The sequence below is a fragment of the Pseudonocardia sp. DR1-2 genome (genome assembly GCF_023717215.1).
Lineage (GTDB): Bacteria > Actinomycetota > Actinomycetes > Mycobacteriales > Pseudonocardiaceae > Pseudonocardia > Pseudonocardia alni.
Genome location: NZ_JAMQOF010000011.1, coordinates 81,135 through 98,116 on the forward strand (window position 1 = coordinate 81,135; position 16,982 = coordinate 98,116).

Consider the following 16,982-nt stretch of genomic DNA (forward strand, 5'->3'; position numbering starts at 1 on the left):
GCTAGACCGGCTGGAAGCGAGTTTGACGAGCGATCGCTCGTGGGGCTCTCATGTACCGGTGCCCGACGACTTCAGCGTGGACGAGCTCGACGAGATGAGTCAGGCGGTGGGAGACCTGCTCGCGGCATCGCACACCGTCGTCGGCCGGCTCGCGCAGTCGTCCGGGCAGAACGCCAACGACATGTTCGCGATCGGGCTGCTGATCCGGCACGGCCCACTGGGTGCGGGGGACCTCGCCCAGCGCCTCTCGATCACCACCGCGTCCGCGACGGTGCTGATCGACCGGCTGGAGGCCTCCGGGCTGGCGCGCCGGGAGCGCGACCCCGCTGACCGGCGCCGGGTACGGGTGCACGAGACCCCGATGGCCCGGGAGCTCAACCTCACCCTCTGGCTGCCGGTGATCCGGGGCGTCGACGCCGTGTGTCGCGACCTGCGTGGTGCCGAGCGGGAGGCGGCTCTGCGGCTCGTCCGCCGGGTCACGGCGGTCATCAACAGCGACGGCCGCGCCCCCGACGGCGTCCCCGAGCCCTCCGCGGGAGGCCCGGCGGCGCCCTGAGGACGGCCTCGCGCCGGCCGCCCCGCGACGCGGGACCGCCCGTACCGCGGCCGTGTCCTCCCCGGGCCCGCCGGGATCACTGCCCCCCGGTGGGCCGGGCCGCGGTGGTGTCCGGGACCTCCTCCGGGACGTCGGTCGCGCCGGAGGGGGCGAGGACCGCGCAGAGCACCGCGCCGAGGAGGGCCACGGCCCCCGCGGCGACCAGTCCGACCTGCACGCTGCGGGCGAACGCGTCCCCGGCCGCGGTGAGCAGGTCGGTCCCCGCCGGCCCCAGCTCGGTCGCCACCGCCCGCGCCTCCGCCAGTCCGGCGGCGACGCGGTCGCCCTGCTCGGGCGGCAGCGCGCCGGTGACCCCGTCGAGCTCGGACCGGTAGGCGCCCAGCGCGACCGCGCCCAGCGCCACGGCCCCCAGAGCCGGCCCGACCTGGCGTCCGACGTCGTTGAGGGCCGATCCCGAGGCCGGCCGGTCCGTCGCGACACCGCTCAGCACCAGGGCGGTCGCGCTGGTGAGGGTGGCGGTGACACCGGCGCCGAACAGCACCAGGGCTGCGACGGCCGGGAGTGGCGACGGCCCGGGCACCGCGACGGCGAGCACCACGAGCGCCAGAGCGCCGCCCGCCGCGCCGGCGGCGCCGACCCACCGCGCCCCGAAGCGGCCGAGGGCCCAGGGGAGCACGGGTGCGGCGAGGAGCAGGCCCACGTCGTTGGGCAGCAGGGCCACCGCCGAGCCCAGTGTGGACAGACCGAGGACACCCTGGAGGTACTGCGGCCCGAGGAACGTCGGGACCGAGAAGGCGCCGAAGGCCAGTACCAGCAGCGCGAGTCCGGCGAGCACCGAGCGGTCACCGGGGCGGCCACGTGGCACGATCGCCGCGGCCCCCCGGCGCTGCAGCCGTCCGACGGCGAGGAGTGCGACCACCGCGACCGCCAGCGCGCCCAGGGTGACGGGGTCGGCGATCCCGGCCCCGGCCTGCCCGACGCCCAGGACCAGCGCCCCCAGACCGACGAGGACGAGCAGGGCGTTCCACGGGTCGACGCGGACGCCCGGATCGGGCGCGTCGCGCACCGTCCGGCCGGCCGGCAGCACCAGGCCGAGGGCGAGAAGGCCCAGGGCGAGCGGCATGGCCCACCACCCGACCCGGTCGGTCAGAGCGCTCCCGGTCAGGGCGCCGACGGTCGCCGACAGCGACGTGGTCACCGCCCACACCGACACCGCCGTGGACCGCCGGGAGGCCGGGAAGGCGTCGACCAGGACGGTCAGGGCGGTGGGCAGCACCGCGGCCGCGCCGAGGCCGGCGAGCACCTGGAGGCCGATGACCGGGACCGGCGTCCCGGCCAGCGGGAGCACGACGTTGGCGATCCCGAACGTCAGAAGACCCAGGATCAGCACCCGGCGCCGGCCGAAGCGGTCGGCGCCGCGACCCGCCGGGAGCAGCGCCCCCGCCAGCGCGACGCCGAACGCGCCGGCGATCCACCCCAGCTCGGTCTGGCCCGCGCCCACCTCGGCCGCGATGACGGGTAGCGCGAGGCCGGTGGAGGCGAGTGAGGCGTTGACCGAGACGAGGGCGAGGCAGGCGGTCAGCAGTGCCGGTGCTCGGATCGCGGTGTCGGCGGGCCGCGACGGTGTCGTGGAGGGGCGGGTAGCCATATTAGCTAGATAACCTAGTAGTCAGGCGCCGAAACCTCTCGCGCTTGAACGCTCAGCATGTTCTATGTTGGTAAACATAGAGACTGGCTCGCGTCGCGGAAGGGGAGAGACATGCAGTGGGGACGTTCGGTCGCCCTCGTCACCGGAGGTGCCCGGGGGATCGGCCTCGGGATCGCCCGGGCCCTGGCGCGCCGGGGGGTACGCCTGGCGATCTCCGACATCGACGAAGACGCACTGGCGTCGTCCGTGCGGGAGCTGTCGGACCGGACCGAGGTCCGGGGCCACCGGCTCGACGTACGCGACCGGGACGGGTTCGCGGCCACTGCGGACCGGATCGCCGAGGACCTGGGGCCGGTGGACCTGCTGTTCAACAACGCGGGGGTGATGGCGCACGCACCGGTGTCGGGCCTCGACTACCCCCTGTGGGACCTCGCCCTCGGCGTCAACCTCGGCGGGGTGGTCAACGGCGTGCAGACGTTCCTGCCGCGCATGATCGAACGCGGGGCGGGCGGGCACATCGTCAACACCGCCTCGGGGGCCGGGCTGGTCCCGAACCGCAGCGTCGCCTACACCACCGGCAAGTTCGCCGTCGTCGGGCTCTCCGAGTCGCTGCGCGCGGTCGCCGAGCCCCACGGCATCACCGTCAGCGTGGTGTGTCCCGGACCGGTGGCGACCGACATCCTGCGCAACACCCGGGCGCACAACGGCGACGACGCAGTCGACCTGGCGGACGACCGGCGCGCTGCGGTGGAGGAGTACCTGCGCGGCGGGGTGGGCATCGACGAGGCGGGGGAGAGCGTGGTGGAGGGGGTGCGGCGGCGGTCGACCTGGATCCACACCGACGCGTCGGTGCGGGACGACCTGCGGCGGCGGGCCGACGCGCTGCTCGCCTCCCTGCCGTCGTGACCGGCGCGCGCGGGGGAGTCGTGGACGGGCCCGGCCGGTCCGCGCTCCCGGGGGGCGGGCGGTCGGTCCTCGCGCTCGTCCTGGCCCTGCAGGTGGTCGACAGCGTCGACGTCGCCGTCTTCGCGGTGTTCTCCGCCGACATCCGGGACGACCTGCAGGTGTCGGAGGCGGCGGTCGCCACGGTCGCCTCGTTGGCCGGGGTGATGGTGGCCCTGGCGTCGCTGCCGCTCGGCCTGCTGGCCGACCGGCGGCCGCGCACCCTGATCGCCGGCGTCCTCACCGTGGCGTGGGCCGCGGCGGCCGCGCTCCTCGGTGCGGTGCAGTCGCTGTGGCAGCTCGTGGCGGTGCGGGCCGTCGCGGGCCTGGGCAAGGCCGGGGAGGGTCCGGTGCAGACCACGATGCTCGTCGACGCGCACCCGCCCGCCGTCCGCGGCCGGGTGCTGGGTGTGCAGCGAGCGGGCCAGCCGTTCGGAGCCGCGGTCGGCCCCGCTCTCGCCGCGGTGGTGGCTGCATCCGTGCCGGCCGGCGAGAGTGCCTGGCGCTGGGCGTTCGCGATCCTGGCCGTGATCGGAGCCGTCCTCGCGGTGTGCGCCCTGCGGCTGCCGGACCCGGGGCGCGGGCGGTTCGACGGGACGTCGCCCCTCGTCGCCCCCGTGCCGGTGCGTGTCGCGTGGCGGCGCCTGTACGCCGTGCGCTGCCTCCGCGCGGTTCTGGTCGGGCTGGGGGCACTCGGCCTGTGCCTGGCCGCGATCCCCTCGTACCTGGGCTTTGTCCTCGCCGACGACCTGGGGCAGGACGCGGCAGCCCGCGGCGTGATCACCGCGGTCTGCGCGTGCGGTGGCCTCGTCGGTGCCGTCGTCGCGGGTGCGGTCGGGGACCGCCTGTTCCGGCACAGCCCGCCGCTGACCCTGCGCGTCGCGGGGACCGCGCTGGCCCTGCTCGGCGTGGGGTTCGCCGTGCAGGCCCACGCCTCCACCGTCACGGTCTTCGTCGTCACGGGGGTGCTCACCCAGGCCCTGACCTTCGCCGGGGTCGTGCTGGTGACCCTGGTGGTCTCCGCGGTCACTCCGCCCGAGCTGCGCTCGACGGCCTTCGCCGCTGTCGGTGTGTACCTCGCCGTCGTCGGTGGTCTCCTCGGCGCCCTGATCACCGGGGTGGCTGCGGACCTGTGGGGCGCCCGCCCGGCGATCGCGGTGGTGGCGGCACCGGCGTCGGTCCTGGCCGGGGCCGTCCTGGTCGCCGGCGCCGCCCACCTACGACGGGACGTCGCCGCCGTCGCCGCCCTCCGGGGCCGGGCTCCTTCCGACATCCGATGACCGCTGCGGGCTCGCGGTCGGGGGCGCGGTCCAGACCTCGGTGAGGTGGGTCTCCACCAGGCCGGCGATCGCGGCCAGGGCGGCGTCGAGGTCGACGTCCGCCGGACCGACGAGCGATTGCAGGTGGATCCCGAGCAGGGCCCCGTTCAGGGCGACGGCGACGTTGCGTTCGCGTACCGCGGCCGCCTCCGGGTCGACGCCGGCCGGCCGCTGCGTCTGCAGCCAGCGCTCGAGGCCCTCGACGCGGCGGGTCACGAAGTCCTGGTACCGGGCCCGGACGTCCTCCCGGCCGCCGATCGCCTCCGCCAGCATGACCAGCATCAGCGCCGAGTCGCCCCGGCGGGCCAGCTCCGCGGTGTCGGCGAAGACCTCCGTCAGCGGGGTGGACCCCGTGTACCGGCCGGGCGGCATCGCCCGTTCGATGGCGCGTTCCACGACCGCGACCACCAGGCCGTCCTTGTTGGCGAAGTGCCACGGGATGGAACCGCGGCTGATCCCGGAGCGTTCGGCGATGTCCACGAACGTCGTGCGGGCGGGCCCGCGCTCGGCGAAGAGCTCCTCGGCGGCATCGAGGATGCGCCGGCGGCTCTCGTCACCGATCTCGTCGATGCGGCGGCGGGCGGTCACGGGGTGAGGCTAGCCGCGACACCGGACCGGGCCGGCGGGATCGGGCACTCCCACGTTGCAGCTAGTGAAACTAGCGATTAGTTTATCTAAATATACGGGCCGATCGGTCACCGTCGTCGTCCATCACGGAGGAACGTCATGTCAGAACGTCCGACCAGCAGGCACGCGGTCGTCTCCGGCGCCAGCATCGCCGGGCCCGCGCTCGCCCACGAGCTGTCCGCGCGCGGCTGGCGGGTCACGGTGCTGGAGCGCGCCCCGCAGCTGCGCGACGAGGGGCAGAACGTCGACATCCGGGGCGCGGCCCGTGAGGTGTGCCGCCGGATGGGCATCGAGGAGGCCGTCCTGGCCGGTGGCACCGGGGAGGCCGGTCTGCGCTACGTCGACGCCCGGGGCGCCACCATCGCCGAGCTCCCGGCCGGTGACAACGACACCGACGGCGCCACCGCCGAGGCCGAGATCCTGCGGGGCGAGCTCGGTCGGTTGCTCCACGACCGCACCCGTGACCGTGTCGACTACCGCTTCGACGAGCAGATCGCCGGGATCGACGACCGCTCGGACGGGATCTCCGTACGCCTGGCGGGTGGGGACACGCTCGAGGCCGACGTCCTGGTGATCGCCGAAGGCGCCCGCTCGCGGACCCGGGCGACGGTCTTCGACGACGTGACGGTGGAGGAGCTGGGCCTGCACGTCGCCTACCTGCCGGTTCCCCGCATTCCCACCGACGACCGCTGGTGGGCTGTGCACCAGGCGACGGGATCGCGCGCGGTCGGACTCCGGCCGGACAACGTCGGGTCCACCCGGGCGGCGCTGACCTTCATCAGCGCGGTGCGCGGCCTGGAGACCCTGGACCGCGACGCGCAGATCGAGGTCCTCCGCCGGACCTTCGCCGACGTCGGCTGGCAGGCCGACCGCGTGCTCGCCGCACTGGACGAAGCGCCGTTCTACTTCGACGCCACCGCCCGGGTGAAGGTCGGCCGCTGGAGCCGGGGGCGGACCGTCCTGCTCGGAGACGCCGCCTGGTCGGCCGGACCGTTCGGGACCGGGACCAGCCTCGCGCTGGTCGGGGCCCACGTCCTGGCCGGAGAGCTGGCCGGTCGCGACGACCACGTGGCGGCGTTCGACCGCTTCGAGCAGGTGATGCGCCCGTTCGTCGACCGGGCCCAGTCGGTCGGTATGGGCACGATGAAGGCGATGAACCCGTCCGGATCGGCCGGACTGGCCGTGCAACGGGTCGTCCTGCGGGCCGCGGCACGGCTGGCGGCGACGCCGCTGCGCGGCCTGGTGGAGGCGATCAGTCGTCCCCCGTCGGACGCCGTCGACCTGCCCGACTACCCGCCCGCGCGCCCGGCGGCCCTCGCCGCCGTACCGGGGGGCGACCGCGGTGTCGAGGGGATGTCGGCGTGAACCGCGACCGTGTGCTCGGCCTGACCATGCCCGTGCTGCGCCCGGCCGTGCGCATGCTGGCCCCGCTGCGCCGGGCCGACCTCGCCGCGCTGCCCGCGCCGGACGGACGGGTCGTGCTCTACGGCGACAGCATCACCGAGGCGGCGGAGTGGGACGAGCTGCTGCCCGACCTCCCGACCGCCAACCGCGGGATCGGTGGCGACACGACCGTCGACCTGCTGGCCCGGCTCGGCGACGGGCCGGGCCGGCCGCGGGCGATCTCCCTGCTCATCGGCACCAACGACCTGCACGCCGGCCCGCGGACGCGCCGTCCGGCTGGCATCGCCGACCGGGTCGAGGACATCGTGGGCCGCCTGCGTCGCGCCCATCCCGACGCGATCCTGGTCGTGAACGGCCTGACCCCCCGGACCGGTCTGCTCGCCCCGCGGATCCGGCAGCTCGCCACGCTCTACCGCCGGATCGCCGAGCAGCACGGCGCGCGGTTCCTGGACCCGTTCCCGCTGCTCGCCGACGCGGAGGGGAACATCCGCCCGGAGTACGCCCACGACCGGCTCCACCTCACCACGGCCGGGTACCGCGTGTGGTGCACGGCGCTGCGCCCACTGCTCGACGACGTCGGGCCGGCCCTGCGGCACCACCAGGGCCCGGACCGGACCCCGGAGCCGGGGAGCCGGGTGTGACCGGACCCGGTGGAGCGGACCCCGGAGCGACCCACCGCCGCGGAACGGTCACTGCCGGGATCGGCGCCGTTCCGTGGGACACCGGAGAGCTGCAGCCCGCCCTGCAGCGACTGGTCGCGGACGGGGGCCTGCGCGGTCCTGTGCTGGACTCCGGCTGCGGGGCCGGTGAGCTCTCGTTCGCCCTGGCCGAGGCGGGGCACGAGGTCCTCGGCGTCGACATCGGGCCGACCGCCGTCGCCGCGGCCCGGGCGGAGGCCGGACGGCGGGGGCTCGACGCGCGCTTCGACGTCGCGAACCTCACCCGGCTCCGGGAGTCGCCGACGCGGTTCGCCACCGTCGTGGACTCCGTCCCGCTGCGTGGCCTGGACGACGCCATGGCGGCCGAGCACGCCCGGGGACTGGCCGAGCTCGCCGTGCCGGGGGCCCGGCTGTGGGTGCTGGCGTTCAGCGACCGGGTCCGCCTGCCCGGGGTCCTCGGTCGGTCCCGGGAACGGCTCGCCGAGGTCGTGGGTGGGGCGTGGTCGGTCGACGAGGTCGCGGCGAGCTCGATCAGCTTCCTGGCCCCGGACGGGGTCGGCGCGGAGTTCGGACGGGACCCGACGGGTCACCTGCTCCTGCCCGCCTGGCTGCTGTCCGCCCGCTGGGGCGGGTGAGCGTGCGCTCCTCACCCGCCCCGCAGGATCCGGGCCCACCGGGTGTCGTCCTCGGCGAGGTCGAGGGTGGCGACGACGTTGTCCAGCAGTCCGGTGGCGAACCACCGGCGGACGGCGGCCTCGTCCCCGTCGAGCAGCTCGGCGACAAGGGTGACCTGCTCGGCGTAGCAGGCCCGGACGGCGTCCCGCACGACCGGCTCGTCCACGGCGCAGTGGGCCTGCTGCAGGAAGCGCAGGACATCGCGGTCCGTGACGAGTTCGCTGAACGCCGTCCGGAGGTGGTCGGCCTGTTCGTCCGACGGTGGACCGGGCGCCGCACCGCGACGCAACGCGGTGGAGAGCAGGTCGCCGACGTGCGCGACTGTCCGCGCGAACAGGGTCGGTTTGTCGGGGAACAGCCGGTAGAGGTAGGGCTGGGAGATGCCGGCGCGCTCGGCGATCTCGTGGGTGGTCGTGCCGTAGAGACCCCGCTGGGCGAAGCAGGCCACCGCCGCCTCGAGGACGCGCTGCCGACGTTCGTCGCTCCTGCTCGTGTCACCGGCGGCGGGCATGCCGGCCAGTCAATCATCCGGTCGTGCCCGCGACGGGGAGTGACCCCGTCGCGGGCACGGGCACGTCAGCGTGCGAAGACCTCCGACACTCCGTCGGCACCCGCACCGTCCGTGGCCAGGGCCCGCATCGCCACCAGCGGGTTCCAGTAGTCGTCGAAGCGCGTGATCCGGCCGTCGTGATCGGTGTGCGCGACACCGATGCAGTGCTGCTCGAACGGCCTGCCGGTCGGCCTGGCCGTGCCACGCAGCACGAAGGTGGCCACGGCGACGTCCGGGGAGGCCGTCTCGACGAAGACCGGGGGGTCCGCCCGGGTGTCGAAGGCCTCGGGGAAGTTGCGCATGTGCGCCGCGACCGCCTCCCGACCGTGCAGCTCGGTGGCCATGCCCTCGGCGAAGGGGAAGGTGAACACGCAGTCGTCGCTGAAGAGTGCGGCGTGTCGGTCGAGCTCGCCCGCGGTGAGCAGTCGCAGGTGCTCCGCGAGTGCGTGCTGGGCCGGTGTCCGCTGGTCGGTGCTGGTGTCGTGAGCCATGACTGCATGTTAGTGATTGACCTATAATGAAGCGATGACGTGGTTCTCACAGGCCCCGGGGTGGCGCTCCTGTGCGGGTCCTGCTCCGCGTCGAGAAGTGCCTGAATCGCCGAACGTGGGCGCCTGCCGTCCGGCAGTGGGCCCGAACCGCCGTCGATCACAGAAGGGAACAGTGACGTGACACCCGAGGACACTGTCGACGAGCTTCTTCGCAGGTTCGCCGGGAGGGACGCCCCACCCGAGAGCCTGGCCGAGTTGTTCGCGGAGGACGTCGACTTCTTCGTCGCCGGTGACACGGACGTGGTGCCGTGGATCGGCCGCAAGACGGGCCGTGCCGGAGTCGCCGACTTCTGGGCCCAGATCCAGGATCGTCTCGAGTCCGAGCACTTCGTCGTCTCGGACATCATGAGCAAGGGCGACCGGGTCGTCGTGCTGGGTGATCTCCGATCGCGACTGCGCGAGACGGGACGCGTCATCTCCACCGAGTTCGCCTTCGACGTCGAGGTGTCGAACGGTCGGATCACCCGGTTCCGGATGCTGGAGGACACGTTCGCCGTCGCTCGGGCGTTCGTCCCGTGAGTCGCTGCGGACGACGGTCGTGCCGCGGAAGGTCCGGCGTCCCGCCACCGCGCAGAGGCCCTGCGGGAGGTGTGGCCGGCGATCTTGTCGCCCGGGTGCTGTCGTCGACCGTTGCGGAAACCGGTTCCCATCCGGCTCCTTGAGGGCACCGGGTCGGAGGCTCGTCGTTGTGCCTCTGGCCTGTGTGCCCCCGGCAGGATTCGAACCTGCGGCACCCGCTTTAGGAGCTTTCACCTATCTGTTTCGATAGCCGGTGAACAGGGATTTCAGTGGCAGAGGGCCGGGCATCAATGGCTCCACGGGTGTGAGTGGGCGCGAGTTCGCGCCACGAATGGCTCCACGCCCGGTGGCTCGGGGCTCGGTTGCGCGCTATGGCGTAGCTTCGAGGGCTCATCCGACTGCCGTGGTCGCCCGGACCCTGTGCCCGCGGACGTCGAGCGCCCCGGTGGTGCGCTATCGGCAGAGAGTGTGTCCTTGGCGGAAGACGAGATCTCGCTGGAAGCCCACATCGCCCTGGTCGAGGAGCTTCCTCACCGCATCGCGACCGTGGTCGCCGCGGGAGTTCTGACCTCGTCGGAGGCGCAGGACGTCGTGTCACGGGCCAGGCTGTTGCTGCAGGCGAGGGTGGCGATCGAGAGCGCTGCCCGAGCCAGGCTCTGAGGTCCCACCGTCTGCATCCCCCATTTGGGGGATTACTGCCATGGTGGGCGTGTCGTTGTTCAGGGCAGGGGCTCCGGAGTGGCGCCCCACGAATCCCGACCTCGGAGATGCGGCCCCGGACCCGGTCGCCCCGTCGGGCCGACACGAGGAGACCTCGTGTTTCACGGTTTCACGAAGAAGTTCCTGAACGACTCGATCGAGCGCAGCACCGACAACGCGATGGACCGTCGTCGCTTCCTGCGCGCGGCCGGGCTCACCGGTGCGGGGGTTGCCGGTCTCGGTGTTCTCGGCAGCGGCATCGCGTCCGCGAGCGAGGGCGGCCTGCTGGGCGGGCTCGGTCTCGGTGACAGCGGCGGCGGCAGCGAGGACGGCGGAGTCTCCGACGCCGCCGTCCTGAACTTCGCGCTCAACCTCGAGTACCTGGAGGCCGAGTTCTACTTGCGCGCGGTCACCGGCGAAGGTCTGAAGGACTCCCAGATCGACGGCAAGGGAGACCTGGGCGGCGTCACCGGCGGCTACAAGGTCCGTTTCGAGACGAAGATCGGCCGCCAGTACGCCGAGGAGATCGCGCAGGACGAGCGGGCGCACGTCGACTTCCTGCGCTCCGCCCTGGGCGAGGCCCGCGTGGCGCGTCCGGAGATCAACCTGCAGGAGGCCTTCACCGCAGCCGCGCAGGCTGCCGGGGTGATCGGCAAGAACGAGACGTTCGACCCGTTCAAGGACGAGACGAGCTTCCTGCTCGGCGCCTTCATCTTCGAGGACGTCGGCGTCACCGCCTACAAGGGGGCGGCGCCGCTGGTGTCGAACAAGACCTTCCTGGAGGCGGCCGCCGGCATCCTCGCCGTCGAGGCCTACCACGCAGGTCTGGTGCGGACCCTGCTGCTCCAGGGCGGTGCGGCCGACGTGGTCGGGAAGATCTCCGACGCCCGGGACTCGCTGGACGGGCCGTCCGACCTCGACCAGGGGATCGTCGACGGCAACGGCAACGCCAACATCGTCCCGGCCGACGAGAACTCGATCGCGTTCTCCCGGACCCCGGGTCAGGTTCTCAACATCGTCTACCTGAACCCCGAGGCCGTCACGTCGGGAGGGTTCTTCCCGGAGGGCGTCAACGGGACGGTGGACACCAGCGACGCGAACGGCTGACCTGCCGAGATACGCCGCTCGGACACAGACAGAAGGGCCGGTACGCCACACCGTGGCGTACCGGCCCTTCTGCTCCTCGGGCTGGCTTCGCTCAGCCCTCCAGGCCGGCGGTCTGGTCGAGGATGCTCTTCTGCGCCTGCTCGGTCGAGGCGCTGGTGCCCTGCTCGTTGGTCGAGTCGATCGAGTTGTCCTGGACGACGGACTGGCTGCTGCCGCCCTCGGAGTCCTCGTTGGCGAAGTCGCTCAGGCCCAGCACGTCGGAGACGTTGAAGGCGGGGTTGAGCTGGGTCACCGGGGCGAAGCTGGAGCTGCTCTGCTCGGTGGTGGCCCCCTGCTCGCCCGACACGGTGCCCTCGGTGGTCTGGGACTGCTCGCGGGTGGAGTCGCCCTCGTCGGCGAACGCCATGCCGGCCACCCCGAGGGTCATCGGAACGGCCATCGCGGAGGCGACGAGGGTACGCACGGACTTACGCATGAATGCTCTCCTCTGAATGTGATGCACAAACGGGGTAGACCGAAGTGCTGATTACGACGCTATAGGGAAGTCGCTGTTCGGGGCGCCGGGGGTGGGTGACGAAAATCGCCGTAATGAGGTGAACGAAGTGACCTCTGTCTGCGAAGCGCCGACCTGTTCAGAGCTGTGAACTGCGGATACGTGGGGCGGGGCGACTCTATATGAATCTTGCTATACATTTCGGTGCGCACGGATCCGATGTCACTCAATGGAGTGAAAACTGCAATTTGTTCAGCTGCGAATAGTGCGCTGACGCTGCTTGATGATCGTCATCTGTCGACGTGCAGAATGATCGCGGGGCTGACGTCCCCGCGGATGACGGCCGCCGCCAGGTCGCGAAGAGGTTGCCCGCTGCGACGCGCATGGTTGCGCATGCAGGCGAACGCGGTGCCGACGTCGACGGTGCCGTGGGCGGCGAGCATCCCTTTCGCCTGCTCGACGACGACCCGGCTCGCCAGGGCGGCCCGGAGCTGGCTCGACTCCAGTGCGATCCGTTCGGCCGCCGCGGCTCGAAGCAGCGAGACGGCCGCCGCCTCGACCAGCACCTCGGCCACGCGCAGGTCCGCGTCCTCTGTCCCGGACCCGAGCATCAGCAGTGCACCGAGGGTGTCGTCCCCGTGGCGGATGGGCAGGGCCCAGGCAGCGCCGACCCCGGCGGCGATCGCCTTCGTGGCGAACACGAGCCACCGGGGCCGCTCGCGCCTCAGGTCCGGACAGAGGACGGGGCGACCTGTACGGGCGCACTCACCGCCGGGTCCCTGGCCGAAGCCTGCGGACAAGGCTTCGAGGGGCTGCGCGGGGCCGGACCGCACGACGCCACGCACGGCCCCGTCCGACAGCAGTGCTGCTCCCGCCGGCAGCCCGGAGATGCGATGGACGGACTCCACGAGGTCGGTGAGAACAGGACCGGGGTCGGCGTCGTTCATCGCGACAAGCCTGAGTACGGCGGCACCGACGTCTGCTGAGTTGTCCATCGGACAGTGTTCGAAAGCTCACGCTGGTCCGGTTCTTGCTGAGCACTCGGAGACTGCTCGCCCAATCCCGAAAGGCGACCCCGCCTCGATGTCAGGCCCTGGCCAAGCCTGAGTCTTCGCGGCGGTCCCGCGACCAGGCGTGCCCGCCGGGGGCATGGGGGCGTGGCAGAAGCCGACCTCGTGGTCGAGGAGGGGCGTCCGCTGTGCAGTGGTCGGTCGATGCCGGCTGCTCGACCGCTGGTCGGTCGTCGTGAAGACCTGTCGGCATCGGTCGGAGGATCGTCGTTGTGCCTCTGACCTGCGTGCCCCCGGCAGGATTCGAACCTGCGGCACCCGCTTTAGGAGAGCGGTGCTCTATCCCCTGAGCTACGAGGGCCTGAGGGGAGCCTACCCGGACGCCTCCCCGCCGGACCGCCGGTGCCGCCCGCCGCGCCGCGGAACGGCGGATCCGCCGTTCCGCACGGAATCCGGGAATCGTCGCCGTGACGTCGCCCACTACGACACCGGAAGGCTTCTGCGAGTGCACGGCGACAGCGACCTCCTCGCAGCCGGAACGGTGCCACGGGCCGCGTTGACCTGCGGATTCGTGGAACCGGGACGATGCCGCCGCCACCTCGCAGTTCACGCCGGGAGGCTGCTGCTCCCCTCTGGCACCTGATCCGTTGGGGCGATCGGGAAATCGTTCTACGGTCCCCGCAGCCGACGGGGGAGGGCCAGTGCGATCGTTGTTCCGGAACACGCGGTTCCGCCGGTTGTTCACGGCCCAGGTCGTCGCTCTGGTCGGGACCGGTCTCACGACGGTCGCGCTCGGGCTGCTCGCCTACGACCTGGCCGGCGAGCGGGCCGCGCTCGTCCTCGGCTCGGCGCTGACGATCAAGATGGTGGCCTACGTCGTCGTCGGGCCGGTCGTCGGCGCGGTCGCCGACCGGGTCCCGCGACGGATGCTGATGGTCGGTGCGGACGTCGTCCGCGCGGCGGTCGTGCTCGTCCTGCCCTGGGTGACCGGGATCTGGCAGGTGTTCGTCCTGGTCGCGGTGCTCCAGGTCGCCTCGGCGACGTTCACCCCCGTGTTCCAGTCGGTCATCCCCGACGTCGTCCCCGACGAGCGGGACTACGCCGGGGCGCTGTCGGCCTCGCAGCTCGCGAGCAGCGCGGAGACGGTGCTGAGCCCGCTGCTGGCCGCGGCGGCCGTCGCGGTGATGAGCTACTCGACGCTGTTCGTCGGCACCTGTGCCGGGTTCGTGTTCTCCGCGGTCCTCGTGGCGTCGACGGCCGTCCCGCCGGTCGCGGGCCGCGCCCAGGGCGGCTTCGCGACCCGGCTGCTGCTCGGGGTCCGGCTGTTCCGGGCGGTCCCGCAGCTGCGGGGGCTGCTGGCGCTGAACGTCGTCGTCGCCGCGGTGGGGGTGGTGTCGCTGGTGACGACGGTGAACGTCGTCCGCGACCTGCTCGGCGGCACCGAGGCCGATGTCGGGCTGCTGCTCGCGGTGTCCGGCGCGGGCACGGCCGCGGCGGCGCTGGCCTCCCCGTGGGTTGCCCGGCGGCTCCCGGTCCGGACGGTGATGCTGGCCGGTGCGGCGGTCTCCTGCCTGGCGGCCGGCGCGACCCTGCTGCTGGCGGCCGCACCGTCGTGGACGACCGCGGCGTTCGCGTGGGCGCTGGTCGGCTTCGGCCCGGGGTGGATCATGGTCAACACCGGTCGCCTGCTGCGCACCTCGGCCGGGCCCGGCCAGCGGCCCGCCCTGTTCAGCGCGCAGTTCTCGCTCTCGCACGCCTGCTGGCTGCTCACCTACCCGCTCACCGGCTGGCTGGCGGTCTCGGCCGGCTGGACGGTCACCTGGTCGGTCCTCGCCGCGCTCGCCGTCGTCGCGCTCGGGGTGGCGGTCACGGTCTGGCCGACGGCCGGCGCCGACCTCGTGCGGCACCGCCACGACCACGACGCCGACCACGCCCACGTCGTCACCGCCAGCCCCTCGGTGCACGGCTGGACCCACGCGCACCGGCTCGTCGTCGACGACCTGCACCCGCACGGTCCCGTCCCGGTGTGACCGTTCAGGCCGCCGGGAGCAGCCCGTCGGCGACCTCCCGGGCCGCGCGGATCGGCCCCGCCCCGTGCTCGACCACCGCCATCGCGGCCGCCCCCTCCAGGAGGATCATCAGGGTCCCGGCGAGCGCCGCGGCCGGCTCGGCCGTCCCCAGCCGCTCGACCTGGGTCTGCAGGTAGCTGCGCAGCGCGGTCTTGTGGTGCCGGACGACCTCGCGGGCCGGGTGGTCGAGGCGCGGCAGCTCGGAGGCCGCGTTGAGGAACGCGCAGCCGCGGAAGCCCTCCCGGGACTGCCAGGTCTCGTAGGCGTCGAAGACGGCGAGGATCCGGTCCCGCGGCGACGCGTGGTCGGCGGTGATCCGGTCGACATCGTTCTGCCACCGGCGGTCGCGGTCCCGCAGGTAGGCGACGACGAGCCGGTCCTTCGAGCCGAAGTTCGTGTACAGCGCCGTCTTGGTGACGCCCGCCTCGGCGGCGACGGTGTCCACCCCGACCGCGTTGATGCCGTCCCGGTAGAAGAGCCGGGACGCGGCGTCGAGCACCTTCGCCCCGGCGTCGCCGCGCCGTGTGCGTGCCATGCGTCCTCCTGGAGTGAACCGAACGGTCTGTTCTGAAAGGCGACTCTAGCAGCAGAGACGATGCTGTCCGTGGGCACGAGTTGCAAACAAACAGACAGGTCTGTTCACTACCGGTATGACGGCGACCTGCGAACGGCCCGGACCTGCACCCGCCACCGACCGGCCCTGGTGGACCACCGCGCTGCTCGGCGCGGGGGTGATCGCGCTCTGCTACGGCGTCGCCCGCTACGCCTACGGACTGTTCGTGCCTCGCTTCACCGAGACGTTCGGCCTGACCCCGGCCGCGGTCGGCGTGCTCGGCGGGCTCTCCACGGCCGGCTACGTCCTCGGGCTGCTCGCCGCTCCGGCGCTGTCGGCGCGGTCGGCGCGCGGCGCCACGATCGCGGCCGCCGTCTCCGCGACGGTGGGGCTGCTGCTCATGGCCCTCGCACCGGGCGTGGTGGTGTTCGGTGCCGCGATCGTGGTGGCGGGGGCCGGGGCCGGCATCGCGACACCCGGGGTGGCGCAGCTCGTCGTCGAGACGGTCGGTGGCCTCGCGCGCACCCGGGCACAGGCCTGGGCGAACACCGGCACCGGGGCGGGGCTCGCGCTGACCGCGTTCACGCCGCTGCTGCCGGGGGACTGGCGGGCCGTCTGGCTCGGGTTCGGTCTGGTCGCGGTCGTCGTCACCGCTGCCGCCGCGTGGTTGCTGCCGCGGGGGGTCCCCGGGGCGGCGCCCACGCAGCGCGGGCACGGCCGGGTGCTGCCGCTGCTGGCCGTCGCCGGGCTGCTGGGTCTGGTCAGCGCGCCGTACTGGACCTTCTCGACCGCGCGGCTCGACGAGCTCGGCGCCGGGCCGGTCGTCGGCACCGTCGCCTGGTGTGCGATCGGTGTGGTCGGCGTGCTCGGCGGCGCGGTGGGACGGGCGGCGCAGCGGTACGGGCTGCGGACGGTCGGGCTCGTCGTCTGGACCCTGTTCTCGGCCGGGATCGCCCTGCTCGCCCTGCCGGAGCCGGGTCTGACCGGCGCGGTCGTCTCGGCGGGCCTGTTCGGCGCCGGCTACATCGGGCTGACCGGGCTGTGCATCCTGTGGGCCGCACACATCCTCCCGGGCGCTCCCGCGCGCGCGGTGACGTGGGCGTGCCTCGCCCTGGGCGTCGGTCAGACGGTGGGCGCACCGCTGGCCGGGGGGCTGGCCGGCCGGATCGGGACGGCGGGGACGTTCGCCGTCGCCGCCGCGCTGGGGCTGCTGGCCTGGGCTCAGCTGCACCCTCGGCTGGCGCCGCCGGACGCGGACCGGGCCCGCACGACGGCGTCCCCCGGCGCGGACGTGCCGCACCGGGGGACGGGGGTCAGCGACGGGCCGGGGTGCGGCCGTGCGTGACGGCACTCCAGGTGTCGATGCCCACCCAGATCGCACGGAGCACGTTCCCGGTGCGCCGGCCGGCGTCCCGCAGGGTCTCGGACCAGGACGGCATCGGGGTCTCGTGGGTGGTCATCGGCTACCTCCTCGTAGTGGTCGACTCGGAAGCTGCTCTGTCCGACTCGCACCACGAGAGTAGCTTCTGAGACAACGTTGCCTCAACGGTGACCATCGTGTGTCATGCCTCATCCGCTCGGAGCAACACCGGTGACGGGCC

General features: G+C 73.2%; 19 protein-coding genes and 1 tRNA gene. 11 read left to right on the forward strand and 9 right to left on the reverse strand.

Annotated features, from left to right (window positions below; translation table 11 throughout):
• Window positions 1-58 precede the first annotated feature (58 nt).
• Complete coding sequence (locus ND486_RS26080; RefSeq protein ID WP_251787016.1) at window positions 59-556, forward strand: MarR family transcriptional regulator; 498 nt, start codon at window positions 59-61, stop codon at window positions 554-556.
• Between the two features lie 76 nt (window positions 557-632).
• Here the strand turns inward: ND486_RS26080 and ND486_RS26085 are convergent, their stop codons facing one another.
• Entirely contained in the window at window positions 633-2,204 is a 1,572-nt protein-coding gene (locus ND486_RS26085; protein WP_251787017.1) for an MFS transporter, read from the reverse strand.
• A gap of 111 nt (window positions 2,205-2,315) precedes the next feature.
• Here ND486_RS26085 and ND486_RS26090 point away from each other — a divergent pair, with 111 nt between their 5' ends.
• Together ND486_RS26090 and ND486_RS26095 are read left to right on the forward strand one after the other, a co-directional pair.
• Window positions 2,316-3,110, forward strand: a complete 795-nt coding sequence (locus ND486_RS26090; RefSeq protein WP_251787018.1) for an SDR family oxidoreductase — start codon at window positions 2,316-2,318, stop codon at window positions 3,108-3,110.
• A gap of 20 nt (window positions 3,111-3,130) precedes the next feature.
• Window positions 3,131-4,426, forward strand: a complete 1,296-nt coding sequence (locus ND486_RS26095) for an MFS transporter (protein WP_251787019.1) — start codon at window positions 3,131-3,133, stop codon at window positions 4,424-4,426.
• On the opposite strand, the gene ND486_RS26100 is transcribed toward ND486_RS26095, so the two are convergent.
• Complete coding sequence (locus tag ND486_RS26100; RefSeq protein WP_251787020.1) at window positions 4,364-5,053, reverse strand: TetR/AcrR family transcriptional regulator; 690 nt, start codon at window positions 5,051-5,053, stop codon at window positions 4,364-4,366. The genes ND486_RS26095 and ND486_RS26100 overlap by 63 nt on opposite strands.
• Window positions 5,054-5,191: 138 nt before the next feature.
• On the opposite strand from ND486_RS26100, the gene ND486_RS26105 reads away from it, so the two are divergent.
• Genes ND486_RS26105 through ND486_RS26115 form a run of 3 tightly spaced genes read left to right on the forward strand, consistent with a single transcriptional unit; the run spans window position 5,192 to window position 7,790 of the window.
• A complete protein-coding gene (locus ND486_RS26105; RefSeq protein ID WP_251787021.1) occupies window positions 5,192-6,457 on the forward strand; it encodes an FAD-dependent monooxygenase in 1,266 nt (421 codons plus the stop codon).
• Window positions 6,454-7,137 (forward strand): GDSL-type esterase/lipase family protein, encoded by a 684-nt coding sequence (locus tag ND486_RS26110; RefSeq protein ID WP_251787022.1) that lies wholly within the window; start codon window positions 6,454-6,456, stop codon window positions 7,135-7,137. The genes ND486_RS26105 and ND486_RS26110 overlap by 4 nt, the downstream gene beginning before the upstream one ends.
• Window positions 7,134-7,790: a methyltransferase domain-containing protein gene (locus tag ND486_RS26115; RefSeq protein ID WP_251787023.1), complete on the forward strand. Its 657-nt coding sequence runs from the start codon at window positions 7,134-7,136 to the stop codon at window positions 7,788-7,790. The genes ND486_RS26110 and ND486_RS26115 overlap by 4 nt, the downstream gene beginning before the upstream one ends.
• 11 nt (window positions 7,791-7,801) lie before the next feature.
• Here ND486_RS26115 and ND486_RS26120 read toward each other — a convergent pair whose 3' ends face one another.
• Both ND486_RS26120 and ND486_RS26125 read right to left on the reverse strand, forming a co-directional pair.
• Window positions 7,802-8,341, reverse strand: coding sequence for a TetR/AcrR family transcriptional regulator (locus tag ND486_RS26120; RefSeq protein WP_251787024.1), 540 nt, complete (start codon window positions 8,339-8,341; stop codon window positions 7,802-7,804).
• A gap of 65 nt (window positions 8,342-8,406) precedes the next feature.
• Window positions 8,407-8,871 (reverse strand): nuclear transport factor 2 family protein, encoded by a 465-nt coding sequence (locus ND486_RS26125; protein ID WP_251787025.1) that lies wholly within the window; start codon window positions 8,869-8,871, stop codon window positions 8,407-8,409.
• 177 nt (window positions 8,872-9,048) lie between these two features.
• Here ND486_RS26125 and ND486_RS26130 point away from each other — a divergent pair, with 177 nt between their 5' ends.
• From ND486_RS26130 to ND486_RS26140, 3 genes are all read left to right on the forward strand, one after another.
• The gene (locus ND486_RS26130; RefSeq protein ID WP_251787026.1) at window positions 9,049-9,450 is read left to right on the forward strand and encodes a nuclear transport factor 2 family protein; all 402 of its coding nucleotides are present in this window, start codon (window positions 9,049-9,051) and stop codon (window positions 9,448-9,450) included.
• A gap of 474 nt (window positions 9,451-9,924) precedes the next feature.
• Window positions 9,925-10,110 carry a hypothetical protein gene (locus tag ND486_RS26135; protein ID WP_139282967.1) on the forward strand — a complete coding sequence of 62 codons (186 nt, stop codon included), beginning with the start codon at window positions 9,925-9,927 and terminating at the stop codon, window positions 10,108-10,110.
• A gap of 156 nt (window positions 10,111-10,266) precedes the next feature.
• Complete coding sequence (locus ND486_RS26140; RefSeq protein WP_374231837.1) at window positions 10,267-11,256, forward strand: ferritin-like domain-containing protein; 990 nt, start codon at window positions 10,267-10,269, stop codon at window positions 11,254-11,256.
• Window positions 11,257-11,347: 91 nt separating this feature from the next.
• On the opposite strand, the gene ND486_RS26145 is transcribed toward ND486_RS26140, so the two are convergent.
• The 3 genes from ND486_RS26145 to ND486_RS26155 all read right to left on the reverse strand — a co-directional run bounded on the left by ND486_RS26145 (window position 11,348) and on the right by ND486_RS26155 (window position 13,120).
• Complete coding sequence (locus ND486_RS26145) at window positions 11,348-11,731, reverse strand: hypothetical protein (RefSeq protein WP_251787027.1); 384 nt, start codon at window positions 11,729-11,731, stop codon at window positions 11,348-11,350.
• 308 nt (window positions 11,732-12,039) lie between these two features.
• Complete coding sequence (locus ND486_RS26150; protein WP_251787028.1) at window positions 12,040-12,696, reverse strand: GAF and ANTAR domain-containing protein; 657 nt, start codon at window positions 12,694-12,696, stop codon at window positions 12,040-12,042.
• A gap of 351 nt (window positions 12,697-13,047) precedes the next feature.
• Window positions 13,048-13,120: transfer RNA gene (locus ND486_RS26155), tRNA-Arg, on the reverse strand.
• A 376-nt stretch (window positions 13,121-13,496) separates the two neighbouring features.
• Between ND486_RS26155 and ND486_RS26160 the strand changes: the two genes are divergently transcribed.
• Window positions 13,497-14,789: an MFS transporter gene (locus tag ND486_RS26160; RefSeq protein WP_251787029.1), complete on the forward strand. Its 1,293-nt coding sequence runs from the start codon at window positions 13,497-13,499 to the stop codon at window positions 14,787-14,789.
• A 4-nt stretch (window positions 14,790-14,793) separates the two neighbouring features.
• Here ND486_RS26160 and ND486_RS26165 read toward each other — a convergent pair whose 3' ends face one another.
• Entirely contained in the window at window positions 14,794-15,363 is a 570-nt protein-coding gene (locus tag ND486_RS26165) for a TetR/AcrR family transcriptional regulator (protein WP_251787030.1), read from the reverse strand.
• A gap of 115 nt (window positions 15,364-15,478) precedes the next feature.
• On the opposite strand from ND486_RS26165, the gene ND486_RS26170 reads away from it, so the two are divergent.
• Window positions 15,479-16,726, forward strand: a complete 1,248-nt coding sequence (locus ND486_RS26170) for an MFS transporter (RefSeq protein WP_251787031.1) — start codon at window positions 15,479-15,481, stop codon at window positions 16,724-16,726.
• On the opposite strand, the gene ND486_RS26175 is transcribed toward ND486_RS26170, so the two are convergent.
• Entirely contained in the window at window positions 16,695-16,841 is a 147-nt protein-coding gene (locus ND486_RS26175) for a hypothetical protein (RefSeq protein ID WP_168172173.1), read from the reverse strand. The two genes, ND486_RS26170 and ND486_RS26175, sit on opposite strands and share 32 nt — an antisense overlap.
• Window positions 16,842-16,982 lie beyond the last annotated feature (141 nt).

Coding starts and splice junctions, on each gene's coding strand:
- ND486_RS26085 (WP_251787017.1), bottom strand. CDS start 2,204: ATGGCTACCCGCCCCTCCACGACACCGTCGCGGCCCGCCGACACCGCG.
- ND486_RS26090 (WP_251787018.1), top strand. CDS start 2,316: ATGCAGTGGGGACGTTCGGTCGCCCTCGTCACCGGAGGTGCCCGGGGG.
- ND486_RS26105 (WP_251787021.1), top strand. CDS start 5,192: ATGTCAGAACGTCCGACCAGCAGGCACGCGGTCGTCTCCGGCGCCAGC.
- ND486_RS26120 (WP_251787024.1), bottom strand. CDS start 8,341: ATGCCCGCCGCCGGTGACACGAGCAGGAGCGACGAACGTCGGCAGCGC.
- ND486_RS26125 (WP_251787025.1), bottom strand. CDS start 8,871: ATGGCTCACGACACCAGCACCGACCAGCGGACACCGGCCCAGCACGCA.
- ND486_RS26145 (WP_251787027.1), bottom strand. CDS start 11,731: ATGCGTAAGTCCGTGCGTACCCTCGTCGCCTCCGCGATGGCCGTTCCG.
- ND486_RS26150 (WP_251787028.1), bottom strand. CDS start 12,696: ATGAACGACGCCGACCCCGGTCCTGTTCTCACCGACCTCGTGGAGTCC.
- ND486_RS26165 (WP_251787030.1), bottom strand. CDS start 15,363: ATGGCACGCACACGGCGCGGCGACGCCGGGGCGAAGGTGCTCGACGCC.
- ND486_RS26170 (WP_251787031.1), top strand. CDS start 15,479: ATGACGGCGACCTGCGAACGGCCCGGACCTGCACCCGCCACCGACCGG.
- ND486_RS26175 (WP_168172173.1), bottom strand. CDS start 16,841: ATGACCACCCACGAGACCCCGATGCCGTCCTGGTCCGAGACCCTGCGG.